The organism is Herbaspirillum lusitanum (assembly GCF_046025995.1).
GTDB classification, from domain to species: Bacteria; Pseudomonadota; Gammaproteobacteria; order Burkholderiales; family Burkholderiaceae_D; genus Herbaspirillum; species Herbaspirillum lusitanum_A.
In genome coordinates this window covers 165,059-186,646 of record NZ_JAQQFM010000004.1, presented here as the reverse complement: position 1 = coordinate 186,646, position 21,588 = coordinate 165,059, and the positions used below count along the sequence as shown (strand labels likewise).

The 21,588-nt window shown below is 57.6% G+C and carries 17 protein-coding genes and 1 pseudogene; 13 read left to right on the top strand and 5 right to left on the bottom strand.

The annotated features are described in order from the left end of the window. Positions 1–88 precede the first annotated feature (88 nt). Positions 89–1,108: a TRAP transporter substrate-binding protein gene (locus PQR62_RS09490; RefSeq protein WP_408157203.1), complete on the bottom strand. Its 1,020-nt coding sequence runs from the start codon at positions 1,106–1,108 to the stop codon at positions 89–91. 100 nt (positions 1,109–1,208) lie between these two features. Next, positions 1,209–2,438, bottom strand: coding sequence for a D-mannonate dehydratase ManD (manD, locus tag PQR62_RS09485; protein ID WP_408157201.1), 1,230 nt, complete (start codon positions 2,436–2,438; stop codon positions 1,209–1,211). Between the two features lie 166 nt (positions 2,439–2,604). Between manD and PQR62_RS09480 the strand changes: the two genes are divergently transcribed. From PQR62_RS09480 to PQR62_RS09450, 7 genes are all read left to right on the top strand, one after another. Then, complete coding sequence (locus PQR62_RS09480; RefSeq protein WP_408157199.1) at positions 2,605–3,387, top strand: FadR/GntR family transcriptional regulator; 783 nt, start codon at positions 2,605–2,607, stop codon at positions 3,385–3,387. A 123-nt stretch (positions 3,388–3,510) separates the two neighbouring features. Beyond that, positions 3,511–4,995, top strand: a complete 1,485-nt coding sequence (locus tag PQR62_RS09475) for a mannitol dehydrogenase family protein (protein ID WP_408157197.1) — start codon at positions 3,511–3,513, stop codon at positions 4,993–4,995. Positions 4,996–5,036: 41 nt separating this feature from the next. Continuing rightward, positions 5,037–5,969 carry a sugar kinase gene (locus PQR62_RS09470; RefSeq protein ID WP_408157195.1) on the top strand — a complete coding sequence of 311 codons (933 nt, stop codon included), beginning with the start codon at positions 5,037–5,039 and terminating at the stop codon, positions 5,967–5,969. A 151-nt stretch (positions 5,970–6,120) separates the two neighbouring features. Next, on the top strand, positions 6,121–6,489 hold the full coding sequence (locus tag PQR62_RS09465; RefSeq protein ID WP_408157193.1) for a VOC family protein: 369 nt from the start codon (positions 6,121–6,123) through the stop codon (positions 6,487–6,489). Between the two features lie 206 nt (positions 6,490–6,695). After that, the gene (locus PQR62_RS09460; protein WP_408157191.1) at positions 6,696–7,187 is read left to right on the top strand and encodes a GNAT family N-acetyltransferase; all 492 of its coding nucleotides are present in this window, start codon (positions 6,696–6,698) and stop codon (positions 7,185–7,187) included. Positions 7,188–7,751: 564 nt separating this feature from the next. Then, entirely contained in the window at positions 7,752–8,939 is a 1,188-nt protein-coding gene (locus PQR62_RS09455) for a porin (RefSeq protein WP_408157189.1), read from the top strand. Between the two features lie 647 nt (positions 8,940–9,586). After that, positions 9,587–11,203: a tetratricopeptide repeat protein gene (locus tag PQR62_RS09450; RefSeq protein ID WP_408157877.1), complete on the top strand. Its 1,617-nt coding sequence runs from the start codon at positions 9,587–9,589 to the stop codon at positions 11,201–11,203. A gap of 531 nt (positions 11,204–11,734) precedes the next feature. Here PQR62_RS09450 and PQR62_RS09445 read toward each other — a convergent pair. From PQR62_RS09445 to PQR62_RS09435, 3 genes and pseudogenes are all read right to left on the bottom strand, one after another. Beyond that, positions 11,735–11,884, bottom strand: coding sequence for a hypothetical protein (locus tag PQR62_RS09445; protein WP_408157187.1), 150 nt, complete (start codon positions 11,882–11,884; stop codon positions 11,735–11,737). A gap of 415 nt (positions 11,885–12,299) precedes the next feature. Further along, a pseudogene (locus tag PQR62_RS09440) lies at positions 12,300–12,668 on the bottom strand (HTH domain-containing protein); the annotation flags it as partial. A gap of 179 nt (positions 12,669–12,847) precedes the next feature. After that, entirely contained in the window at positions 12,848–14,287 is a 1,440-nt protein-coding gene (locus PQR62_RS09435) for an aminotransferase-like domain-containing protein (protein WP_408157185.1), read from the bottom strand. 254 nt (positions 14,288–14,541) lie between these two features. Here PQR62_RS09435 and PQR62_RS09430 point away from each other — a divergent pair, with 254 nt between their 5' ends. The 6 genes from PQR62_RS09430 to PQR62_RS09405 all read left to right on the top strand — a co-directional run bounded on the left by PQR62_RS09430 (position 14,542) and on the right by PQR62_RS09405 (position 21,453). Further along, positions 14,542–15,471: an amino acid ABC transporter substrate-binding protein gene (locus PQR62_RS09430; protein WP_408157183.1), complete on the top strand. Its 930-nt coding sequence runs from the start codon at positions 14,542–14,544 to the stop codon at positions 15,469–15,471. A gap of 117 nt (positions 15,472–15,588) precedes the next feature. Next, entirely contained in the window at positions 15,589–16,635 is a 1,047-nt protein-coding gene (locus PQR62_RS09425; RefSeq protein WP_408157181.1) for an Ldh family oxidoreductase, read from the top strand. Positions 16,636–16,652: 17 nt separating this feature from the next. Continuing rightward, complete coding sequence (locus PQR62_RS09420) at positions 16,653–17,861, top strand: iron-containing alcohol dehydrogenase (protein ID WP_408157179.1); 1,209 nt, start codon at positions 16,653–16,655, stop codon at positions 17,859–17,861. Positions 17,862–17,890: 29 nt separating this feature from the next. Then, positions 17,891–19,348 carry an NAD-dependent succinate-semialdehyde dehydrogenase gene (locus tag PQR62_RS09415; protein WP_225201866.1) on the top strand — a complete coding sequence of 486 codons (1,458 nt, stop codon included), beginning with the start codon at positions 17,891–17,893 and terminating at the stop codon, positions 19,346–19,348. 77 nt (positions 19,349–19,425) lie between these two features. Further along, the gene (locus PQR62_RS09410) at positions 19,426–20,208 is read left to right on the top strand and encodes a transporter substrate-binding domain-containing protein (protein WP_408157177.1); all 783 of its coding nucleotides are present in this window, start codon (positions 19,426–19,428) and stop codon (positions 20,206–20,208) included. A gap of 42 nt (positions 20,209–20,250) precedes the next feature. Beyond that, on the top strand, positions 20,251–21,453 hold the full coding sequence (locus tag PQR62_RS09405) for a pyridoxal phosphate-dependent aminotransferase (protein WP_225201864.1): 1,203 nt from the start codon (positions 20,251–20,253) through the stop codon (positions 21,451–21,453). Positions 21,454–21,588: the final 135 nt, after the last annotated feature.

Below are 21,588 nucleotides of genomic sequence, written 5' to 3'. Positions count from 1 at the left end.
TGCCCGCAAGGCGTGCCGCGCAGTCAAGCTCCCGGTTGTTCTGTTGCTCCTGCGCGCAGTACCGGAGGCCGCGCGCAGGAGGCCTGCATTACAGCGGGCCGGAATACTTTTCGAGGATGGTCCAGGCTTCGGCGCCGTACTTGGCCTTGGTATTGGTATAGAAGCCGGCCTTCTTCAGCGCATCGATGAAGGGTTGCTTGTCGGGATAGTTGAAGACCATGCCCTGCTTCTTCAGCTCTGCTTCCAGATGGGTGTTGAGTTCGGCGATGTCAGCGCGCTCCTTGACGGCGGCGGCGTTGAAGTTGCGCGAGATGATCTCTTGCACATCCTTGGGCAGGCTGTTCCAGAACTTGGTGCTGGTGAAGATGTAGTGGCCGTCCCAGGTATGGCCGGTCATCGACACATACTTCTGCGTTTCATACAACTTGGCGCTCTGGATCAGCGGCAGCGGATTTTCCTGGCCGTCCACGATCTTGGTCTGCAAGGCGGAATACAGCTCGCCGAAGTTGATCGAGGTCGGCGCTGCGCCCAGATCCTTGAACATGGCGATCCACAGCGGAATGCCCGGCACGCGGATCTTGAAGTTGGCCAGATCGGCCGGCGTGTTGATCGGCTTGGTCGCCGTGGTGATGTTGCGATAGCCGTTGTCGAGCACCTTGTCGAAGGTGTAGACGTTGATTTTTTCCAGCTGCTTGTGCACGTAGGCGCCGAGTTCGCCATCCATCGCCGCCCACACTTGCTTGTAGTCCTTGAAGGCAAAGGCGACGCCGTTGATGCCGGCCACCGGCACCATCGACTGCAGGTTGGTGCCGGCGGTGGACATGAACTGGATTGCGCCGGAGCGCACCTGGAAGATCATGTCCGGCTCGCTGCCGAGCGTGCTCTGTGCGAACACCTGGATATCGATGCGGCCGTTGGATTCCTTGCGGATGGCATCAGCCGCTTCCTTGATGCGCACGGCGCCCGGATGATCATTCGGGAAGGCGGTGCCGTATTTGAACTTGTATTGCTTGTCGGCCGCGTGAACCGGCGCGCTGGCCAGGGAGAACAGGGCGGCCGAAGCGGCGCCCAGTGCAATGCGGTTGAACTGTCTGCGGGAAATGCTCATTTTAATTGTCTCCTGTATGTGATCTGTCATGCCGTACATGCTGTTGATGCCATGCATGCGGCCGGGTTTTAAGCTTGTTTCCGATCGCTCTGCATCCCTGTCACCAGTTGGTCAGCGTACCGTCATGGGCCAGGCGATTCACCGGCAGGTAGGCGCGGCGGTAGGGATATTTTTCTGCCAGTTTCTCGTCGATATCAACACCGTGGCCGGGCTTCTCGCCGGCGTACAGGAAGCCGTCCCTGAAGCTGTAATCGTGCGGGAAGACGGCATCGGTCTCGTCGGTGTGATGCATGTATTCCTGAATGCCGAAGTTGGGCACCCAGGTATCGAAGTGCAGCGCTGCGCCCATGCACACCGGCGACAGATCGGTGGCGCCATGGCTGCCGGTGCGCACCTGATAGATCGCTGCCAGATCGGCGATGCGGCGCAGGTGTGTGATGCCGCCGGCATGCACCACGGTGGCGCGGATGTAATCGATGTATTGGTTCTGGATCAGGTCCTTGCAGTCCCAGATGCTGTTGAAGACTTCGCCCACCGCGATCGGTGTCACGGTGTGCTGGCGGATCAGACGGAAGGCCTCCTGATTTTCGGCCGGCGTCGGGTCTTCCATCCAGAACAGGCGGCAAGGTTCCAGCGACTTGCCCAGGCGTGCGGCTTCGATAGGCGTCAGGCGATGGTGAACGTCGTGCAGCAGATGGTGATCCCAGCCCAGCGTTTCGCGCAGTTTTTCAAACAGGCGCGGGGCATGATCCAGATACCGCTCGGTCGACCAGTCGTGTTCCGACGGCAGGGATGAGTCGGCCGGTTCGTAGAATTTGGCGCCGCTGGCCATCTGCGCGCCGCTCGATACGCCGTACACCTTTTTCAGACCGGGTACGCCGGCCTGAGCGCGGATCGCCTTGAAGCCCATTTCCGAATAGCGCAGCGCTTCGTCGGTGGCTTCCTCGATATCGCGACCATTGGCGTGGCCGTAGACCATGATGCCGCTGCGGCTGCGGCCGCCCAGCAATTGATACAGCGGCATATTGGCGGCTTTGGCCTTGATGTCCCACAGCGCGGTATCGACGCCGGCGATGGCACTCATGGTCACCGGGCCGCGGCGCCAGTAGGCGCCGCGATAAAGGTATTGCCAGATATCTTCGATCTGATGCGGGTCGCGCCCGATCAGGCAGGGAATGACGTGGTCGGTCAGGTAGGACGCTACTGCCAGTTCGCGGCCATTCAGGGTGGCGTCGCCGATGCCGGTCAGGCCTTCATCCGTATAAATCTTCAGCGTGACAAAGTTGCGTCCAGGTGAACAGATAATGACTTTTGCATCGGTGATCTTCACGGTTTCCTCATGGTCGGATGATTGGCCTGCTTGCCAATTGGTCGCGCCAGTATCGCACCCAAAAACGTAATTGGCTAGACCTGATTGAGTAAATTGGTTGACCAATCATAAGTGGTCAACCAATTTATCTTGTGTGCTATGATGCTTCCCAATTGCAGGAGCCACCATGAATCCGCCACTTCAAGCCGCCAAAGCCGTCAGCGAAGATGATCCGAACGCCCAGGAAACGCGCGCTTACCGCGTCGTCGCCAAACGCATCGAAGAAATCATCCGCGATGAGAAAATCCCCGCCGGCGGACGCCTGCCGTCCGAGCGCGAGCTGGCCTTGCGGCTGGATGTGGGCCGTGCGCTGGTACGCGAGGCAATGATCGCGCTGGAACTGAGCGGTATCGTCGAGGTGCGGCTGGGTTCCGGGGTCTACGTCAACGAGAAACTGCACATTGCGCCCTCGGTCAATGAGGCCGGCTCGGGTTCGGGGCCGTTCGAGATTCTCTCGGCGCGCAAGCTGATCGAGAGTGAAATCGCCGCCGTTGCCGCGCGTATGGCGACCGATAGCGCGATTGATGCCATTCTCACCGCCGTCAACGACATGGAGCGCTTCTACAGCGACCGCAAGCGCAATGAAGAGGCCGATCGCACCTTCCATCTGGCGGTAGCGCGCGCGACCGGCAACACGGCGTATGTGGAAGTGGTGGAATGCATGTGGAATCAGCGCGGACGTCTGTGGAGCAAGATGGACGAGCACTTTCACACCGACGAGTTGCGTCATGCCACGCTGGCAGACCATCGCCGCATTCTGGAAGCCATCGCTACCCGCGACTCGGCCGGCGCACGACGCGCCATGCGCGCCCATCTGGATCGCGTCACCCGTGAATTTTCACGCGGCTGGAGTCTGAAGGATTCCGTCGTCCCGCAATCTCCCGACTTCCCGGAGTCTTCCGAATCCTGAGCAGCCTGGCGCCTGCATGCAAATGCAATCGCGCCTCCTCCAATCCCATGCCCTCGTTCCACCGCATGCCGGGTGGGCGTCGGCTTAACGCAAGCCGACAAGCCAATCAAGTCCATCCAGCCCATGCGAATCAATCAAGCACAATTGGCGACCCTCGCCGCAAGCGCAAATCATTCCACCGCATCACGCCTCAAACTGCCGGCCTACGACCGTAGCAAACTGGCGCCGGGTATCGTGCACCTCGGGCTGGGCGCCTTTCATCGCGCGCACCAGGCGCTGTACACGGAAGCCGCCGTCGCCGCCGGCGACCTGCGCTGGGGCATCGTCGGTGTTTCGCTGCGTCAGGCCGATACCCACGATGCGCTGGCGCCGCAGGATTATCTCTACAGCGTCGCGGTGCGCGATAGCCAGGGTGAGCAGTTGATGGTGGTCGGCACCCTGTTAGCCGCACTGGTCGCGCCGGAAAATCCGCAAGCGGTGCTCGCCGCGATGAGCGATGCGCGCTGCCATATCGTCAGCCTGACCGTGACCGAAAAAGGTTATTGCTACGATCCGGCCAGCCGCGCGCTGCTGCTGGATCACCCCGACATTCAGCACGATCTGCAACAGGCGGATCCCAAGACCGCCATCGGTTTCATCGTGCGTGCGCTGGCGCAACGCCGTGCCGGCGGCACGGCGCCGTTCACCGTGGTGTCTTGCGACAACCTGCCTGCCAACGGCGACACCACACGCGGCATGGTGCTGGCGTTTGCTGCGCAAATCGACGCCGGACTGGCCGCCTGGATTTCCGAACAGGTGAGCTTTCCCAACTCCATGGTCGACCGCATCGTGCCGAAGACCACGGAAGTCGACATCCGCCATGTCGAGCAACAACTGGGTCTGCACGACGCCTGGCCGGTGATGACCGAACGCTTCACGCAATGGGTGATCGAAGATCGCTTCTGCGGCCCGCGCCCGCGCTGGGAGGACGCCGGCGCCACCATCGTTGCTGATGCCGCGCCTTACGAACATGCCAAGCTGCGCATGCTTAATGGCAGCCATTCGACGCTGGCGTATCTGGGGGCGCTGATGGCTTACGAGACTGTGGATCAGGCCATGCAGGATGCCGATTTGTCGGGCTTCGTCGCCGCCATGCTGGCGCAAGAAGTCGAACCTACGCTGGAGCGCCCCGGGTTGCCCGCCTACCGCGCCGAACTGATGCAGCGCTTTCGCAATCCTGCCCTCAAGCATCGCCTGCAGCAGATCGCCATGGACGGCTCTCAGAAAATTCCGCAGCGCCTGCTGGGCACTTTGCGCAATCGTCTGGCTGCCGACGCCGATTGCCGGCATTTGCTGTTTGCGCTGGCTGGCTGGTTCCAGTATCTGGCGGGGCAAGATGAGGCAGGCCGCAGCTATCCGGTTTCAGATCCTTTGGCGGGCGTCTTGCAGGCTGCTGCCACGTCCGCTGAAGACAGCGCCGCGCGCGTACAAGCGCTGCTCGCGCTGAGTGCGGTGTTCGGCGAAGACTTGGCGGGCAATGCCAGCGTGCGCGATGCGCTGATCCGCGATCTGTCGCTGATCCGTCAGCACGGCGTGAAAGCGGCCATGCGCAACAGCGGCCTGATTTAAGCCGGCGGCCTTCTACCATTCCAGCATCCTCGCGAGATACCATGAACAACGATAAAGCTTTCGACATCATCGCCATCGGCGAGCCGATGATCGAGTTCAATGAAACCAGTGCCGGCCAATATCGCCAGGGTTTTGGCGGCGACACCTCGAACTTCGCGATTGCCGCGGCACGTCAGGGCGCTCGTGTGGCTTACTGCACGCGGATCGGCGATGATCGCTTCGGCCGCATGCTGCAAGCCCTGTGGGGCCGCGAAGGCGTAGCCATGCAGGGCGTGGAGATTGATGCCGAGGCGCATACCGGCATGTATTTCGTCAGTCATGACGAAGCCGGGCATCATTTTCATTACATGCGCGCGGGCTCCGCCGCCAGCCGCATGCATCCCAAGCGGCTGCCGCAGACTCTGCTGACGCAATGCCGCTACCTGCACGTTTCCGGCATCAGTCAGGCCATCAGCGCCAATGCCTGCGATGCCGTGTTTGCCGCGATCGACATCGCCCGCCAGGCCGGCGCGCGCATCTGTTACGACCCGAATCTGCGCCTGAACCTGTGGCCGCTGACGCGAGCGCGCGCCATCATCGAGCAGACCATCGCCAGCACCGATATCTTCCTGCCCGGTCTGGATGAAGCCCAGATCATCGCCGGCGTCTCCACGCGCGACGACGTGCTGGCCTGGTGCGAACATCACGGCGCGCAGCAGGTGGTGTTGAAATGCGGGGCCGATGGCGCCTGGATCTGGCAAAAGGGCGTCGCCGGTGCACGCCACGTGCCGCCGACGAAGGTCAGCGCGATCGACGCCACCGGCGCCGGCGACTGCTTCGACGGATCCTTGATCTCGCGTCTGGTGGCCGGCGACAGCATCGACGACGCGGTGCGTTACGCCAATGTGGCTGCAGGGCTGTCCACTACCGGCTACGGCGCCATCGAACCGATTCCGACCAAGGAGACGGTGTTGAAGCATCTGTCCGTGAATTGAATGAGGCGCGGTGGAGCACTCTCGCCGCGTTCACCATGAATGTGGCGCAAAGCCGGCAATTCTGCGCAGCCATCCGCGGCGCATTTTTCGCTGAAAAAAATAGACTTCCTTGATAGAGTTACGCTCCCGTCACCACACATTCAGGCGCCTCATGTCGGCAGTGCTCAATACCATCCTCATCTATGCAAGAAATCCTTCAGTGACAGCGGAGTTCTATCGCAAGCACTTCGACTTCCAGACGACGGGCGAAATGACAGAGGGGCTGATCGAACTCACATCGCCCGCCTCCGGCGCCGCCATCCTCATTCATCAGGCAGCCAAGACCGTGAAGCTGGGGCAGGTCGGCGTCAAGCTGATGTTCAGCGTGCGCGATGTGGATGGTTTCAAGCAGCAATGCGCGCGGCAGGGCCTGATCTTCGGCAGCACGCACCAGGCCAAGGGCTACGCGTTTGCCAATGTCAAAGATCCCGATGGCAATTCGGTTGCCATTTCCAGCCGCGCCTATCGTGAGCCTGCATGACGTTGCCCGCGCAGAGCCGTCGGCGTTCAGCTTGCCGCTTGACGATGACGATGCCGCAGGCCTGAGCGCTTCGGCGCCATTCCTCGGGATTTTCCGTCACTTGCGCGCGGAGCGTGAGGTTTTGAGAGCGACGCCCAGTTGCTCCGGCAATCGGTCTGCTGCACTCATTCGGGTAGAATCCGCACTTTGCAGACAAGAGCATCGACATGAATATCCGCCCGGCGGTTGAATCAGATTTTCCGGCCATGTGGCCCATCTTTCAGGAAGTGGTCGCGACTGAAAGCACGTATGTGTTCGCGGCTGACGCCAGTCATGCGGATGCCTTTGCCTATTGGTTCGGGCCCGGCGTTTCGTCCTATGTTGCGGAAGAAGAAGGACGCATCCTGGGCATGTACAAGATCGTTGCCAACCAGCGCGATCTCGGCCGGCACGTCGCCAATGCATCGTTCATGGTGCACTCCGGCGGCAGCGGCAAGGGGCTGGGGCGCATGCTGGGGCAGCATTGCCTGAGCGAGGCAAAGAAGGCCGGTTTCCTGGCCATGCAATTCAACTTCGTGGTCAGCACCAATACTGCTGCGGTCGCGTTGTGGCAGAAGCTGGGATTCGCCATCGTCGGCACACTGCCCAAGGTCTTCGCGCACAAGCAGCTCGGACTGGTGGATGCCTATGTGATGCATCGCTTTCTGGATGAGATCTGACGCGCTCTTGTTATTGAATCAGTGCTGGCGGGAGATGCAAATACTTCCGAGCCGGCGATAAAAATGAAGGCCACCTTGACGGTGGCCTTTGTCATTTCTTCGATGACGGAAATGTGCGGGTGATGAGGCGAACAGCAAATGCGAGTGCGTGAAAAAATAGATTCTTGCGGTCGTCCGGAGATTGGCGGGCAAGAATAAATTTACCGGAATGACGACATTCTCCCCGAGATTTAGTGCTGTGATGTTTCAAAAAGAATTTCAGATAAATCCTTGTGTGATTTATCTCAAAGGTTTCTCGCATGCTTAATCTGACCAGATTCTTCCAACATGAAAAGCGTGTGTGAAATCCTGGCAGCGCAGCGATAGCGAGAAACAGCGCGGATTGCCGTCGCATGAGAATTGCCGCGAGAAAAAAATACAACAGATGCCATTTTATTTTTTTGATCTGATCTAAAAAATTGCTTCTATAAACCAAGGTGAAGTCACGCGGCAGCAGAAGCTTTAATGTCTGTGCATCCGACTGAAGTACGGATCCTCAAGACTATTTTTATAGAAGGATTTCAAATGAAAAAATCTTTGCTGGCACTCGCTGTTCTGGGCGCATTCGCAGGCGCTGCTCAAGCGCAAAGCTCCGTCACCATCTACGGTATCGTTGATACCGGCGTTGTATATCAAAGCAAGGTCGCCACCACCAACGGCGGCACAGGCAGCAAGTTTGGCATCAACTCCGGCGTTATCCAGGGTTCGCGCATCGGTTTCAAGGGCGTTGAAAATCTGGGCGGCGGTCTGAGCGCCGTGTTCAACCTGGAAACCGGCTTCTCCAACGACACCGGCGGTCTGCAAGGTTCCGACGCGACTACCGGCAGCAACCTGTTCCGCCGCAAGTCGGTGGTGGGTCTGGCAGGTGGCTTCGGTACTGTATTGCTGGGTCGTCAAACCGACTTCGCCGACACGCTGTCTTCTTTGAGCTCGGTTAACGAATTCGGCGGCTGGACCGGCAACGTCGGTCACAACCTGGATCGTCTGGAAGGTACGCGCACCAACAACTCGATTTCGTACACCACGACTAACATCAGCGGCTTCACCGGTAACCTGCTGTACGGTTTCGGCGAGCAAGCTGGTCAAACCTCCGCCGGTCAATCTTTCGGTGGTGGCCTGAAGTACGAAAACGGCCCACTGGGTCTGGGCGTGAGCTACTACCAGTCGAAGGCTAACGGCAGCACACCATCCGATGTCAGCCTGATTCCTTCGTCGACAACCACCGTGACACCGAATACTCTGGCCGCAAACCAGGGCAGCACCGCGTTCAAGGGCTGGAATCTGCTGGCTTCGTACCAGTTTGGCCCGGCACGTGTGTACGGCAACTGGTCGCGCGTTCAGCAAGACCTGAACACTCAGGCCAACCTGACTGCGTCCAGCGTCGGTTCGCTGACCACACTGACCAACCGCACTCTGGCGCGTTCGAAGAAGGCCGATATCTATGAAATCGGTACTGCCTATGCTCTGAGCCCATCGCTGAAGCTGCTGGCCGCTGTGCAACACACACGCGCTCAGTTCGACGGCGTGTCGGGCAAGGGCAAGCTGACCGCGTACAACTTCGGTACCGACTACTCGCTGTCCAAGCGTACCGATCTGTATGCGTTCGCGTCGTACATCCGTGCTACCGATATCGTCAACACCGGTATCGCCGACAGCACCGGCACCGATGGCAACCAGGCTGCTGTAGCAGTTGGTATCCGTCACAAGTTCTAATTCATCTCCCGTCGTTTCGGCGACAGCAGACAGAACTTGAAAGAAGGGCACTGCATGATTTTCATGCAGTGCCCTTCTTCATTTTTTTCTCGCGAGAAAATACGAAATCATTGCTGCTCCCGCAATAGTCCATTGAGCAATACGCGTCTAATAAGCAGGCCGAGCTCAACTACAATCAAGCCTCGCCATATCGCGTTAAAGATGTCGATTTATTTATGATGACGATGTTCGATTCCAGCCGCGCTTGTATAGATTTTAAGTATCACAGCGGCCATGCATCGCCATGGATATTCGCAAGTCTCTGCCAGTGATGAACATCCATTTTCCCCGTCCGTTCGCAATTCAGCCAAGCCTGAATCATTCATCCGTCGGCGCCAGTACACGTGCTCGTTTAAGTCACTGGGCAGCCGGCTCTGAGAAGGTGCCCACGCCGACTTCATAGTCGAGCCATCCCCCCCCGAGGCAGTCTGATAACCGACGCAATTGCTTGCGCCGGAAGGGACTCCTTTTGCCTTGATTTTCGCGAAGTCATTGCTCGTCATGACGGCGTGCGTGCCGGCAGATTTTCATGCCCGGGCCCGCGCCTCTGTTCATACGGCGGCCGACTTCAAGTTCCACTTCACTTACGCAAGCAACCAGAAAACACAATGGCAACAAGAGAAGAAATGGCTGTGATCAAAGCCGCACGCGCAGGATCATCCATGGCACAACTGGCGTTGGGAAACCGATACCTGTGCGGCGGAACCGGTCTGCCGCGAAGCAACGGCACTGCATTCTATTGGTTGAAACGGGCAGCGCAACAAGGCGTTGATGATGCCTGGATGACGATAGGAAAGAACATCTCCTATGATCAGGTGAAGGAACTATCGCCGCCGCGTGAATCCGCAGTCTGGTACGAAAAGGCCTTCGATGCCGGCATCACGCACGCAGGCCTGACCTTCGCCCGTCTGGTGCTGGACAATGCAGAGCAGTTCGACAGCAGCAGCCAGGCCAGAGCCATCGGCGCCTTGTCCGTGCTCGCCAGCCAGGACGATCATCAGGCGCAGTGGTTGCTCGCGCAGCAGATACAGCGGCACAGCAAGGATGAGGTTCGCGTCGGCGACGATGACGGGAAAGGGCACAGCGCGAAGGCGCCGTCGGCGGATGCCGTGCTCACGCTTGAAGATCGATTGATCACCAAGGCGGCACACGCAGGCATTGAGCAGGCGCAATATGCGCTGCTGGACAAGGCCTGGAAAAAATCGGACTACGCCGCTTTTGCCCGCGGCGCCGCTGTCCTGGTCGACAAGCTGTTCAAGCGAAATGCCGTGGTGGTGGCCCAGCTGGAAAAAGAGGTGGAGGTCACCGGCGGCGTATTCCTGTCTGCCGAGGAGTCGGCCTTATTGCTGCGATTTGCGCAATGGCGTCTGCAGCAAACGTATCCGCAGATGCATTCGCAAATGGACCCGCATCGGCAGCCTGATCCCATCGAGATCAGCCGTATTCTGGAGTTGGCCGCGCTGGCCGGAAACATCGAGGCGCAGCTTGAGCTCGGCCTGCTCTGCGCAAAGATCGACCGCGGCGGCAATCGGGTGTTCATGGAGCATGGCCTGGCCAATTTCAAGAAGGCGTTGCACTGGCTCACCCTCGCTGGCGAAGGCGGCTCGGCTGCCGCATGGCACGCGCTGGCCAGAATCCATTCACGTTCCATCTATTCGCAACGGAATCTGGATGTCGCTCTGCGCTACCTGGAAAAGGCCGCCGGCCTCGGGCTGGTGGATGCGCAATACGAGTTCGCACAGACCTACTGGCGCAACCGCCGCGACGATCCGCTGCACGATGTCAAAGCAATCTACTGGTGGCAAAAGGCGGCGGCGCAAAACCATCAAGACGCGAAGACCGCGCTGGAAGCGTTTTCTGCACAATCAAGCCTCAATACCTGGGCCGGAGACACCCTGATGCGCCTGAGCGAAAAGCTGAGGAACGCAAGCCCATTTCTCAGCGCGCGGATTGAACTGGCCGCAAGCTTCGGTCTGAGCAAGCCGGAAGCGCTGTTGATCGATGTGAAGAATGCCGACTACGGCCATTGTCTGGTGGTCGACATTTGCGAGCACTACGCGCGCAGCAAGCGGCGTCTGATCTCCATCGAGACCGAGGAGCAGCGTTCCACCCTGAACCGCGTCAGCCGCCTGTTCAGCGACGTCGATTGCAGCTTCAGCGGCCTCGAGGGCAATTATCGGCAACGCCAGTATCGGCTGCGGACGACGTTTCCTGAAATTTCCTGAAATGGCGCGGGTCTCTTGCTGCATGTCTCGATGCTGCACCCGGCGCAACATGGCCCGACCGCAGAATTCTTTGCCCTTGTCGGTACAAATAATCCTGGGACGGCTGCGCTTGAAGCGCAAAGCGATCCGGCATCCTTGTCAGCGGCTAGCGAGAGGCGCCGATCTTGGCTATTAAAAGTAGGCTTGCCACCAATACCGGGTTAAAGAACTGGACAAGTTACTTGTGAATGAAAACAGCACTTCGGAATCCAGCATTGAATTTGCTGCTTGAGCACCGGATGAAATGAGTAGGCCGAAGACCATTAGCAAGGCAAGGCGAGAGAAAGGCATGATGTGATCCGATCGGAAGCTCAGGATTATTTATGAAAACCTCATTGCAATGACGTTATGAAAGTGGTCCATGGCGTACTCATTCGGCGGCGATATCACAGCTTCCGCTTGGGTACCCGATACGGCCAGAAGCCCAACAATCACCAAAAGATATACGGTATAGATACGCATGGCTTCACCCTTCAGTTTGTTATTCGGAAATCAGCCTGGCAAGGAACCGGCGGCTTCACGCAGCCATTCGCTCCACATAGCCCAATCGATGCCCTGCGGCATGACGATCTCTGCGGCGTAGGCGCCCGTGCTTGCAAACAGGCCGGCGACGATGACAGCGGAAGTGATGTAGGTACGCATGGTGTTCTCCTTGAGTTGGGCCGAACATCAGGTTCGGTATGTGTGTATCTTGATCCAGCCGCGTTACACCAGGGTTTCAGCTCATTCCTTCAATGTTTCAATTGAAATATTGGTGTGTCTCGGATACAGCGCGCCGTTAAGCGGGCTATCAAGCCGCCGCCAAGTGCCTTCCAGCGTAATGGGGAGACATGGATTCCCATGGCGTCCGACTTCGTCGAAATTCTGTCAACGCTCGCAAATTTGATCCGCATCGGCCACATTGCGCACTTCATTGATCACGGACACCCAGTTCGGAGACGAGAACACTTCTAGCTCACCTGCGCGGACAATCGGAATGCCCCAAATAAATCAGCCTGCATAAGCGGGCTGATTTATTTGTTCGAAGGTCGGCTTCTGGCCGAGACTGCGTATAAATTGTTGATTTGCTCGCGGAATTGACCCTCTCCAATTGATCCACCTTCCAGCGTCTCGCGAAGGCAGCGAGCCGATCGTACGACCCCTCATAACCCAAGGATCGCAGCTCTAAGTGAAGCTGCTTTAAGGTACGCCGCTGCTTGCGTGATTTGACCGCCTCAGTCTTTAACCACGCTGAGAGTTTTAGTGTGTATTTATCTAGGGCGCTCCGGGGACGCCTATCTGCATAGGCTGGCTCGATGGCTTCAGCGTGAATATCTCGCCTGACGGTGTTGCGTGAGATGCCTAAACGTCTGGCGATCTCTCGCAATGGGATCTGGTCACGAAGGTGCCAGCGTCGAATAATTCCTAGTAATGCCACGTCGATCACTTCGATCTCCTACTTATGCTCATAAGCAGAATTGTGTTCTAAACGTGGGTCAATTCTCGACGCAAATCAACAGTCACCGTTTTGTTTCTGATATTGCAAGCGCTGGGGCTAGAGCTAAAAAGATTGAGTATGCACAAACTGTTCGATTCGGGGCTTTGGGAGAGCCGCTGCATGCTGCTCTAACCTCGGCGTAACTCTTTTTTGGTCGCAGATACCGCCTTTGAGAGCATGTCTAGCGCTGAGTCGGTGCAAAGCGGAAGTGAGAAGCGAAGGTAGGGGCTGAGTTCAAGATTCGGACGGAATGCGCAACCCGGTGCTAACAGCATCCCCATTCGCGATGCCTGGTTGGTCAGAGCCATGGCATCCGGAATGTCTACCTGCTTCATCCATACGAATGTGCCACCGATATACGGTTGATCAATTCGAAAGCCATCTTGCTCAAGGCGCGCTATTGCGGTGGAGGCTCTTTCCTGCAGGCGGCGATCAAGCCGCCTGACGTGTCGCGCATAGTGGCCATCGGCCAACAAGGAATGAACAATGGCCTCGTTAGGCTCACAACTCGCGTAGCAACTGATTAATTTCAGTGTCACGAGCTCCTCAAGGAAGTCAGTCCGCTTGGTGGCCAAATAGCCGACTCGGAGGCTGGGAGTCAGTGTTTTTGAAAAGCTTCCCAAATAGATAACGCGATTCAACTGGTCGAGCATGGCCAATCTTGGCGAATTCTCCGGCGCCAGATCTGCCGAGACATCATCTTCTACGATAGTTACGCCATGCTTCTCGGCTGCGCGCAACAGGTCGTGCGCAACCGATAAGGACAGCATGGAGCCGGTGGGGTTCTGTAGCGCACTCTGCGTAAAGAAGATGCTCGGCTTTAGTTCTGTGCAAATCTTCTCGAACGCGGCAACGTCCGGTCCGTCCAGATTCCTGGGGACGCCAACAATATGCGCTCCTCTTACCTTGAGCGCCCATACAGTCTGGAAGTAGCCTGGATCATCTATGAGCACGGTTTGACCGGGCTTGACCAAGAGTCGGATTAGCAAGTCAATCGCTTGTGTCGCGCCATTGGTCAGCAGCAAATTGCTCGTGGCAGCCTTGATACCGCGTTGCGAAAGCTGTCTTGCCAGCATTTCCCGGAGAGGGGCATAACCTTGCGTCGTGCCCAGGGCTCCGAACCTTGGAAGAAGTCCGCGCGAGATTTTCCGAACCGCAGACTCCAGCTCGATATAGTCGACCCAATCGGAACCGACCGGCCCACCTCCGAGGCGGACCGACGATGTCGGCGCATCAGACATTAATTCTTGTCCCAACTTCTTTGGGTCAAGCGACTCCCTCAATTTTGCGACTTCGGACACCGAGGATTTAGTCGGATTCTCTGCGACAAAGAAGCCTGATCCGCGCCGCGATAGCACGACGCCACGGGCGACCAGGTGTGAATAGGCCTCGACCACAGTATGCGTACTGGTGCTGTGCGCCTCGGCCAGCACCCGAACCGACGGGAGCTTGGTGCCTCCTCGCAGTACACCGCGGTCGATCAATTGCTCGATCTCGGAAGAGAGCTGCTGGGAAAGCGGAATGCTGGAATTTCTCGTGAGAGAGACTGCAATATCTGTAGTAGTCATCTATTGACACAGTTCTGAACAGTTATGCGCAACTGTATCATACAAGAGCCAGTGCGTTGGCTATCATTTGCCTGCGCCTGATGTTGCGGCGCCTTCTGCATAAAAACTCCAGGGTTCTCTCAACCAAGGCTTGCGCTTCTACTTTGCTCGTTCTGAAGCTGTGAGGAATCTCAATGGGGTAAGGCGGGGACACCTTGTGCTGGACAAATAAGAGCGGTACCACCTTTCAACTCGGGAATGGATAAGGCACTCTGATGAAACAACTCAAACGCGGAAAACTTGCACTGGCAACGCTTCTCCTCGGCGTAATTGTTGGCAGCGCTCATGGACAGGATCTGACGGGACGGCTGAAGAAGATCAAGGAAACCGGGCTAATCACCTTGGGAGTGCGTGATTCCTCGATTCCTTTCTCCTATCTGACTGAAAACCAGGCCTATATCGGTTATGCGGTCGACCTGTGTTTGAAAGCCGCCACTGCGGTGCAGCGAGAGCTTGGACTGTCCAAGCTGGATATCAAGATGCTGCCGGTCACCGCAGTTACCCGCATTCCGCTAATCGCCAACGGCACCATCGACCTGAATTGCGATTCCGCGACCAACAACGAGGAACGACAAAAGGTCGTCACTTTCGCTCCGACCATTTTTGTCACGTCAAGCCGGATCATGGCAAAGAAATCATCGAGCTATCGCAAACTCGACGATTTGAAGGGCAAGGTTGTGGTGGCTTCCTCCGGCACCTCGAACATCAAACAATTGGCGACGCTCAATGGCGAGCGAAAGCTTGGGATCACGATTCTCACTGCGCGTGACCACGCTGAAGCATTCCTGATGTTTGAGACAGATCGGGCGCAAGCCATCATCAATGACGACATTATCCTGGCATCTCTCGCCGCGACATCGAAGAGCCCGGGAGATTATGTTCTGAGCTCGGAGGCACTCTCTGTCGAGCCGCTCGGGATCATCGAGCCGCTCAATGATCCCGCATTCAAAAAGGTAGTCGACGCGGCGATTTCCAACGTGTATCGCTCAGGGGAAATCAATCGCATTTATGCGAAATGGTTCCAGGCCCCAATTCCACCCAAGGGCGTGAATCTCAATATCCCGATGAGTGCTGAATTCAACGCCGTTGTGGCCAAGCCGACTGATTCACCCATTGCAGCCGAATACGCTCTGACCGGAAAGTAGGCAAACCATATCGCTCCATGCATAAGCATGGAGCGAGGTAATGCGAGCGAACTCACCAGGATGGGAGATCGCCCGCAAGTGAAGAGCGATGCAGGTTGGAAAGAATGGACTGGAATTATGAGTGAAAAGATCAGAGTCGAGAGCGACCTAGCCTTGCAGGTGGGAATTGCGGCCCTGAAGAAGGCCGGAGTACCTGACGCCGGAGCAAGGATGCAAATGGATCTCTTGCTGGAAGCTGAGCTTCGCGGTCGTGCATCACACGGCCTGTTGAGGCTGCCGCGTGTGATCGAACGAATCCGCAACGGCATAGCAAATCCTGTGACGGAAGGGACGTCGCGCTGGCGTGGGGATGCGTTGTTGCAGGTTGATGGGCAGCAAGGGTTGGGGCCGGTTGTAGCCTGGGCCGCGCTGGAAAAGATTTCAGTTCGCGCAAAGACTGCCGGCCTGGCGGCTGCAGCGATCAGCAACAACAATCATCTGGGCATGCTAGCGCTCTACGCGGAGCGTGTTGCCCGAGACGGGCAAGTGCTGATTGCACTTACCACCAGTGAGGCACTGGTGCATCCCTGGGGTGGCCGTCAGGCCATGATCGGTACCAATCCAGTGGCCATTGGCGTTCCTGCCACCCCTGATCCTTTCGTTCTCGACATGGCAACCAGCCTCATATCGATGGGCCAGGTGCATGACTACGCCAACAGAGGGCAGGCTCTCCAGCCTGGTTGGGCCCTTGATGCCAAGGGCGATCCAACCATCGATGCCGCTGCCGCCAAGGACGGGGCGATCGCTCCGTTCGGTGGTGCAAAAGGTTATGCGCTGGGGCTTGCCTTCGAAATATTGGTCGGGGCACTCACCGCATCTGCTTTGGGGCGCGATGTGGCAGGCACCCTTGACTCAACGAAGCTGTGCAACAAGGGCGACGTGTTCATCGTCATCGAGCCGGAGTCGGATGCAATGACGCAATCGGTTACGGACTACCTGAATATGCTTCGGACATCTGTACCGGCTGTTGCAGAGCGGCCGGTAGTGGTGCCGGGAGATCGCGCGTTGCTCCAGAGGGATGCGAGCCTCAAAAACGGAGTTCTCATTGCTCCAGAGGTCTGGCAGCGGATACGAGATCTGGCTGATCCCGCAGGAAATGAGCTCGGCTCTTCGCTTCTACATTGACTAACAGGGTGACACAGATGGATGAAATCTTCGGAGTAATGCGGTCGCCCAATGCGATCATCTTCGGAAACGGCCAGCGCCACGCGCTTGGGCAGATTATTGGGCGTATCGGAACACGTGTTCTTGTCTGCACCGATCAACGCTTCGCGGCATCCACTGAGATGGATGAAATTCTCGCGGATCTGAAGTCGAAGGGGCTGGATTGCCTGGTATTTGATGGGACGCAAGCGGAATTGCCGCTTTCAAGTATCGAGGAGTGCGTCAAGTTCTGTGAAGGCTTCAATCCCGACGTGATTGCTGGTATCGGCGGGGGAAGCTGCATGGACATGGCCAAGTTGGTCAGCTTGCTGCTCACCCATGGTGGGCCGATGGATCGCTTTTACGGGGAGTTCAAGGTCCCAGGTCCTGTCATTCCTGTGGTCGCCGTTCCTACAACCTCGGGCACAGGCTCCGAAGTCACTCCCGTGGCGGTACTGGCCGATCATGCACGCGACCTGAAAGTCGGAGTGTCCAGTCCTTATCTGATCCCGCATACCGCCGTCTGCGACGCAGAACTCACTTTGACCTGCCCGCCAGGCTTGACGGCCTTGTCAGGCGCAGACGCATTGACACACGCTATCGAAGCCTTAACCGCGATCAGTCACCCGCGCACGCCGGAGTTGTCCCAGCAGCGAGTGTTCGTCGGCAAGAACCTGTTCAGCGACCAGCATGCGCTGGTGGCGATTCGAGCGATTTTCAAACATCTTCCTCGCGCAATCGAGGACGGCTCGGACGTCAACGCACGCAGCATGCTGATGTATGGGGCCGTTTCGGCAGGGATGGCCTTTGGGGGGGCGGGGACGGCGGCGGCACACGCGATTCAGTATCCGGTGGGAGCGCTCACGCACACTGCGCATGGCCTGGGTGTCGCGACGCTTCTTCCCTATGTCATGGCATATAACGCGCCCGCATGCCTTCATGAACTGCTGGCGATGGGGGACGCAATCGGTGTCACACATGGCACCTCAGAGCAAATCGTTCTGGAAACGATCGAGCGCACTCGTGATCTGTGCGCCCGTATCGGAATACCTGGCACCTTGGCGGGCTTGAACCTGCCCGAGGATAAGTTGGACTGGGTTGCCGAACAATCAATGCTGTCAGCACGACTTATCAATAACAACCCCCGCAAGCTTGATGTTGAGGGCGTGCGTGAAATTGTTCAGAACGCCTTCTACGGCACTCACTAACTCATACCCGCGGCATATCAGAGGAAATCATGGCATCAACTGAGCTCAACATTGCGTCAATCCCTACTGACCTTTTCATCGGCGGCGCCTGGCGTGCGTCGGCAACCGGAAAGAGGATTGACGTTATCGATCCTGCGACCGAGAGCCGTTTGGCCAGCGTGGCAGACGCCAGTGTCGAAGACGCAATTCAGGCGGTAGACGCTGCAGATAAGGCCGCAAAAGATTGGGCGAAGACAGCGCCACGTGTCCGTAGCGATATCTTGCGCCGTTGCTATGACTTGATGATTCGGGATGCCGAAAAACTGGCAAAGCTCATTTCGCTGGAAAACGGAAAATCGTTGACCGATGCAAAAGGAGAAGTCGCTTACGCCGCAGAGTTCTTCCGCTGGTATGCAGAAGAGGCGGTTCGCATCAATGGCGAGATCAGCATTGCCCCCTCGGGCATGGCGCGTACGCTTGTACAGTATCAGCCGGTTGGAATCTCGTTGCTCATTACGCCATGGAATTTCCCGGCAGCCATGGCAACCCGAAAGATTGGCCCGGCGCTTGCTGCCGGATGCACCTGCATTCTGAAGCCGGCGACCGAAACCCCGCTGACTGCCTATGCGATCGCCGCACTCCTGGCTGAGGCGGGGGTTCCGGCAGGAGTCGTGAATGTTCTGACTACATCAACCGCCGGCAAGGTCTCCAACGCTATCCTGGAAGATCCGCGTGTCCGCAAATTGTCCTTTACCGGCTCCACTGAAGTCGGGAGGATCTTGCTGCGCAAGGCAGCGGATTCCGTCATTAACTGCTCGATGGAGCTGGGCGGCAATGCACCGTTTGTCGTGTTTGATGACGCTGACATGGATGCGGCCATCGAAGGCGCAATGATCGCCAAGATGCGTAACGGCGGCGAGGCCTGCACGGCGGCAAATCGCTTCTACGTCCAGCGTGGGGCAGCTGCAGAGTTCAGTCGTCGGCTTGCTGAGCGAATCGCCGCCTTGGTGGTTGATGACGGTATCAAGCCCGGCACACAGTGCGGTCCATTGGTCAATAAAGCTGCTGTCGAGAAAGTAGCGTCTTTGGTAGATGACGCCGTGGCAAAAGGGGCGAAGGTACTGACAGGCGGAAAGGCGCCTGGCCGCGTAGGTTATTTCTTCCAGCCTACGGTACTGACGGATGTGTCGTCTGATGCCGATCTTCTGGGCGAAGAAATCTTCGGCCCTGTGGCTCCTATCGTCGTGTTCGATACCGAAGCTCAAGCTGTTGAGCTCGCCAATGCCACCGAATACGGTCTGGTCGCTTACATCTACACGAGCGATCTTGCTCGCGGGTTGCGCGTATCAGAAATGGTGGAGAGCGGGATGATTGCCTTGAATCGAGGTCTCGTTTCCGATCCGGCCGCCCCGTTTGGCGGCGTCAAGCAAAGCGGCCTGGGACGAGAAGGAGCGCACCACGGGCTCCTGGAGTTTACCGAGGCGAAATATATTTCGACCAATTGGTAAAGCTGACCAGGCTCAAACATGTTTAGAAGTGAGGGCACCTTGCCCCGCTTGATTTATCGCCCATATCGCACACTGCCATGACCCATCCTCAATTTACCCAACCACCATCTACCCCTACTGAGGGGCAAGCGACCAGGAGTCAGCTTGCGCCCAGTGGCGTGATCAAATTCGGAGTCGCGTTTGCGCCGGAGATGTCGAACTTCTTCGTCGTCAAGGACGGTGACGGCCAGCCCCGCGGTGTGACAGCCGAGTTGGGGAAAGCACTTGCAACGCAACTGCGTGTTCCAATCGATTTCTACGTCGCCCCCAATTCCGGACAACTGACCGACGCACTTGAAAGTGGGGTCATTGATGTCGCTTTCATGCCGGTCGACGAGGAACGTCGCCGACGGGTCGATTTCGGGCCGAGCTATTTCGTCCTCCAGGCGACAGGCCTGGTGCGCGGAGATTCTGGAATCAACGCCATTGCTGATCTCGACAAGCCAAGCGCCAAGGTGGCAGGCATTGCGAACACCACCACCATTCGTGGCACCGCGCGCGCCTTGCCTTCTGCAACGATCGTCTCGTCCGAGACAGTCGGTGAAGCCATGGAGATGCTGCGCGACGGTCGGGTCGATGCGGTCTCCTTGTCGCGCGATGTATTGGCTTTATACCAGGCAGGGATTCCTGGTTCGCGCATTCTGGACGGCCATCTTCACAGCGCGGGGATTGCGATCGCCGTGCCCAAGAAGCGGCCGCTAGCGCTGTCCTATGTTTCTGCATTTCTTGAAGACGCCAAGGCGTCCGGGCTCGTCCGAAAACTGTTTGATGACGCCGGCCTGGTCAACGACAAGGTCGCCCCGGCTGAAAGCACCAACTGAGATCAATGCAATAACCCTATCGCACACGAAACAGGTCAAATCATGCCAATACTTGCAAAACGCGCCACCGAAATCAAACCGTCGCCGACCATGGCAATGAGCGCACTTGCCGCTGAAATGAAGCGCGCGGGCCGCGATGTCATTCCCCTGAGCCTGGGTGAGCCGGACTTCCACACGCCGCAACACATCAAGGATGCGGGTATTGAGGCGATTCGCACCGATTTCACGAAATACACCGCAGCGGACGGCTTCGCGCCCCTGAAGAAAGCAATCATCGCTAAACTCGCGCGCGAAAATGGCGCGAGCTACGCCGCTGACCAGATTGTGGTCGGTAGCGGCGCCAAGGTGATCATCTATGCGGCCATGCTTAGTGTCGTTAATCCCGGAGACGAAGTCGTTATCCCCGCGCCGTATTGGGTCACCTATCCGGATCATGTAGAACTGGCCGGCGGAAAGCCAGTGTTCGTGGTGGGTGAGGAATCGACCGGGTTCAAGATCACGCCGCAATCATTGGCGAGCGTTCTCAACGCGAAGACTCGCGCAATTATCTTCAATTCGCCTAGCAATCCATCGGGGGCCATTTATACCGAAGATGAGATTCGTGCGCTGGCGGAGGTGCTGAAGAAATATCCCGATGTCTGGATTGTGACTGACGAACTTTATGAACATCTTGCCTACGATGGAGAGAAAACGGCAACGTTCGCGCAAATCATCCCGGAATTCTCTGACCGCATTATCACGATCAACGGCTTCTCCAAGGGCTACGTCATGACGGGCTGGCGTCTGGGATTCGCTGCCGGCCCCAAGAAAGTGATGAAGGCCATCGGTGATCTACTCAGCCAATTAACCGGCAGCCCGAGCAGCATTGCTCAAGCTGCGGCTATCGCGGCTCTCGAAGGTGACCAATCCTTCCTGTCCGCAAATCGCGAAGTGTTCGAGGCGCGCCGCAATTTCGTGGTGGAGCGCCTGAACAAGGTGCCGGGACTTTCGGCCATCAAGCCAGCCGGAACCTTCTACGTTTACATCAACTGCCGTGACTGGATCGGCCGTACTAGCGGGGCGGGACGGAAGTTGAGCACGGATGTCGCCATTGCCGAGGCCCTTCTTGATGAAAGTGAGATGGCGGCTGTGCCAGGCGAAGTATTCGGTCTAAGCCCCTTCTTCCGCATCTCCATTTCCCTCGAAATGGCGCTTCTTGAAAAAGCAATGGACAGGTTCGATGCATTTGCCAAGGCTATGCGCTGATCCGAGCCATCTCGAGGGCCGCATCTATGCGGTGCGGCCTTCTTGGCGATTGCTTGAATATATCAAGAATCAGACTGATGTCTGATCAGCCCCGCACATGCGGTTCTGTAGCGGCGCCGCATTGGCTGGCGCTGC

Bases quoted from the DNA above. Each gene is read 5' to 3' on its own strand.
- PQR62_RS09490 (WP_408157203.1), bottom strand. From the start codon at position 1,108: ATGAGCATTTCCCGCAGACAGTTCAACCGCATTGCACTGGGCGCCGCT.
- PQR62_RS09480 (WP_408157199.1), top strand. From the start codon at position 2,605: ATGAATCCGCCACTTCAAGCCGCCAAAGCCGTCAGCGAAGATGATCCG.
- PQR62_RS09475 (WP_408157197.1), top strand. From the start codon at position 3,511: ATGCGAATCAATCAAGCACAATTGGCGACCCTCGCCGCAAGCGCAAAT.
- PQR62_RS09470 (WP_408157195.1), top strand. From the start codon at position 5,037: ATGAACAACGATAAAGCTTTCGACATCATCGCCATCGGCGAGCCGATG.
- PQR62_RS09465 (WP_408157193.1), top strand. From the start codon at position 6,121: ATGTCGGCAGTGCTCAATACCATCCTCATCTATGCAAGAAATCCTTCA.
- PQR62_RS09460 (WP_408157191.1), top strand. From the start codon at position 6,696: ATGAATATCCGCCCGGCGGTTGAATCAGATTTTCCGGCCATGTGGCCC.
- PQR62_RS09455 (WP_408157189.1), top strand. From the start codon at position 7,752: ATGAAAAAATCTTTGCTGGCACTCGCTGTTCTGGGCGCATTCGCAGGC.
- PQR62_RS09450 (WP_408157877.1), top strand. From the start codon at position 9,587: ATGGCAACAAGAGAAGAAATGGCTGTGATCAAAGCCGCACGCGCAGGA.
- PQR62_RS09445 (WP_408157187.1), bottom strand. From the start codon at position 11,884: ATGCGTACCTACATCACTTCCGCTGTCATCGTCGCCGGCCTGTTTGCA.
- PQR62_RS09435 (WP_408157185.1), bottom strand. From the start codon at position 14,287: ATGACTACTACAGATATTGCAGTCTCTCTCACGAGAAATTCCAGCATT.
- PQR62_RS09430 (WP_408157183.1), top strand. From the start codon at position 14,542: ATGAAACAACTCAAACGCGGAAAACTTGCACTGGCAACGCTTCTCCTC.
- PQR62_RS09425 (WP_408157181.1), top strand. From the start codon at position 15,589: ATGAGTGAAAAGATCAGAGTCGAGAGCGACCTAGCCTTGCAGGTGGGA.
- PQR62_RS09420 (WP_408157179.1), top strand. From the start codon at position 16,653: ATGGATGAAATCTTCGGAGTAATGCGGTCGCCCAATGCGATCATCTTC.
- PQR62_RS09415 (WP_225201866.1), top strand. From the start codon at position 17,891: ATGGCATCAACTGAGCTCAACATTGCGTCAATCCCTACTGACCTTTTC.
- PQR62_RS09410 (WP_408157177.1), top strand. From the start codon at position 19,426: ATGACCCATCCTCAATTTACCCAACCACCATCTACCCCTACTGAGGGG.
- PQR62_RS09405 (WP_225201864.1), top strand. From the start codon at position 20,251: ATGCCAATACTTGCAAAACGCGCCACCGAAATCAAACCGTCGCCGACC.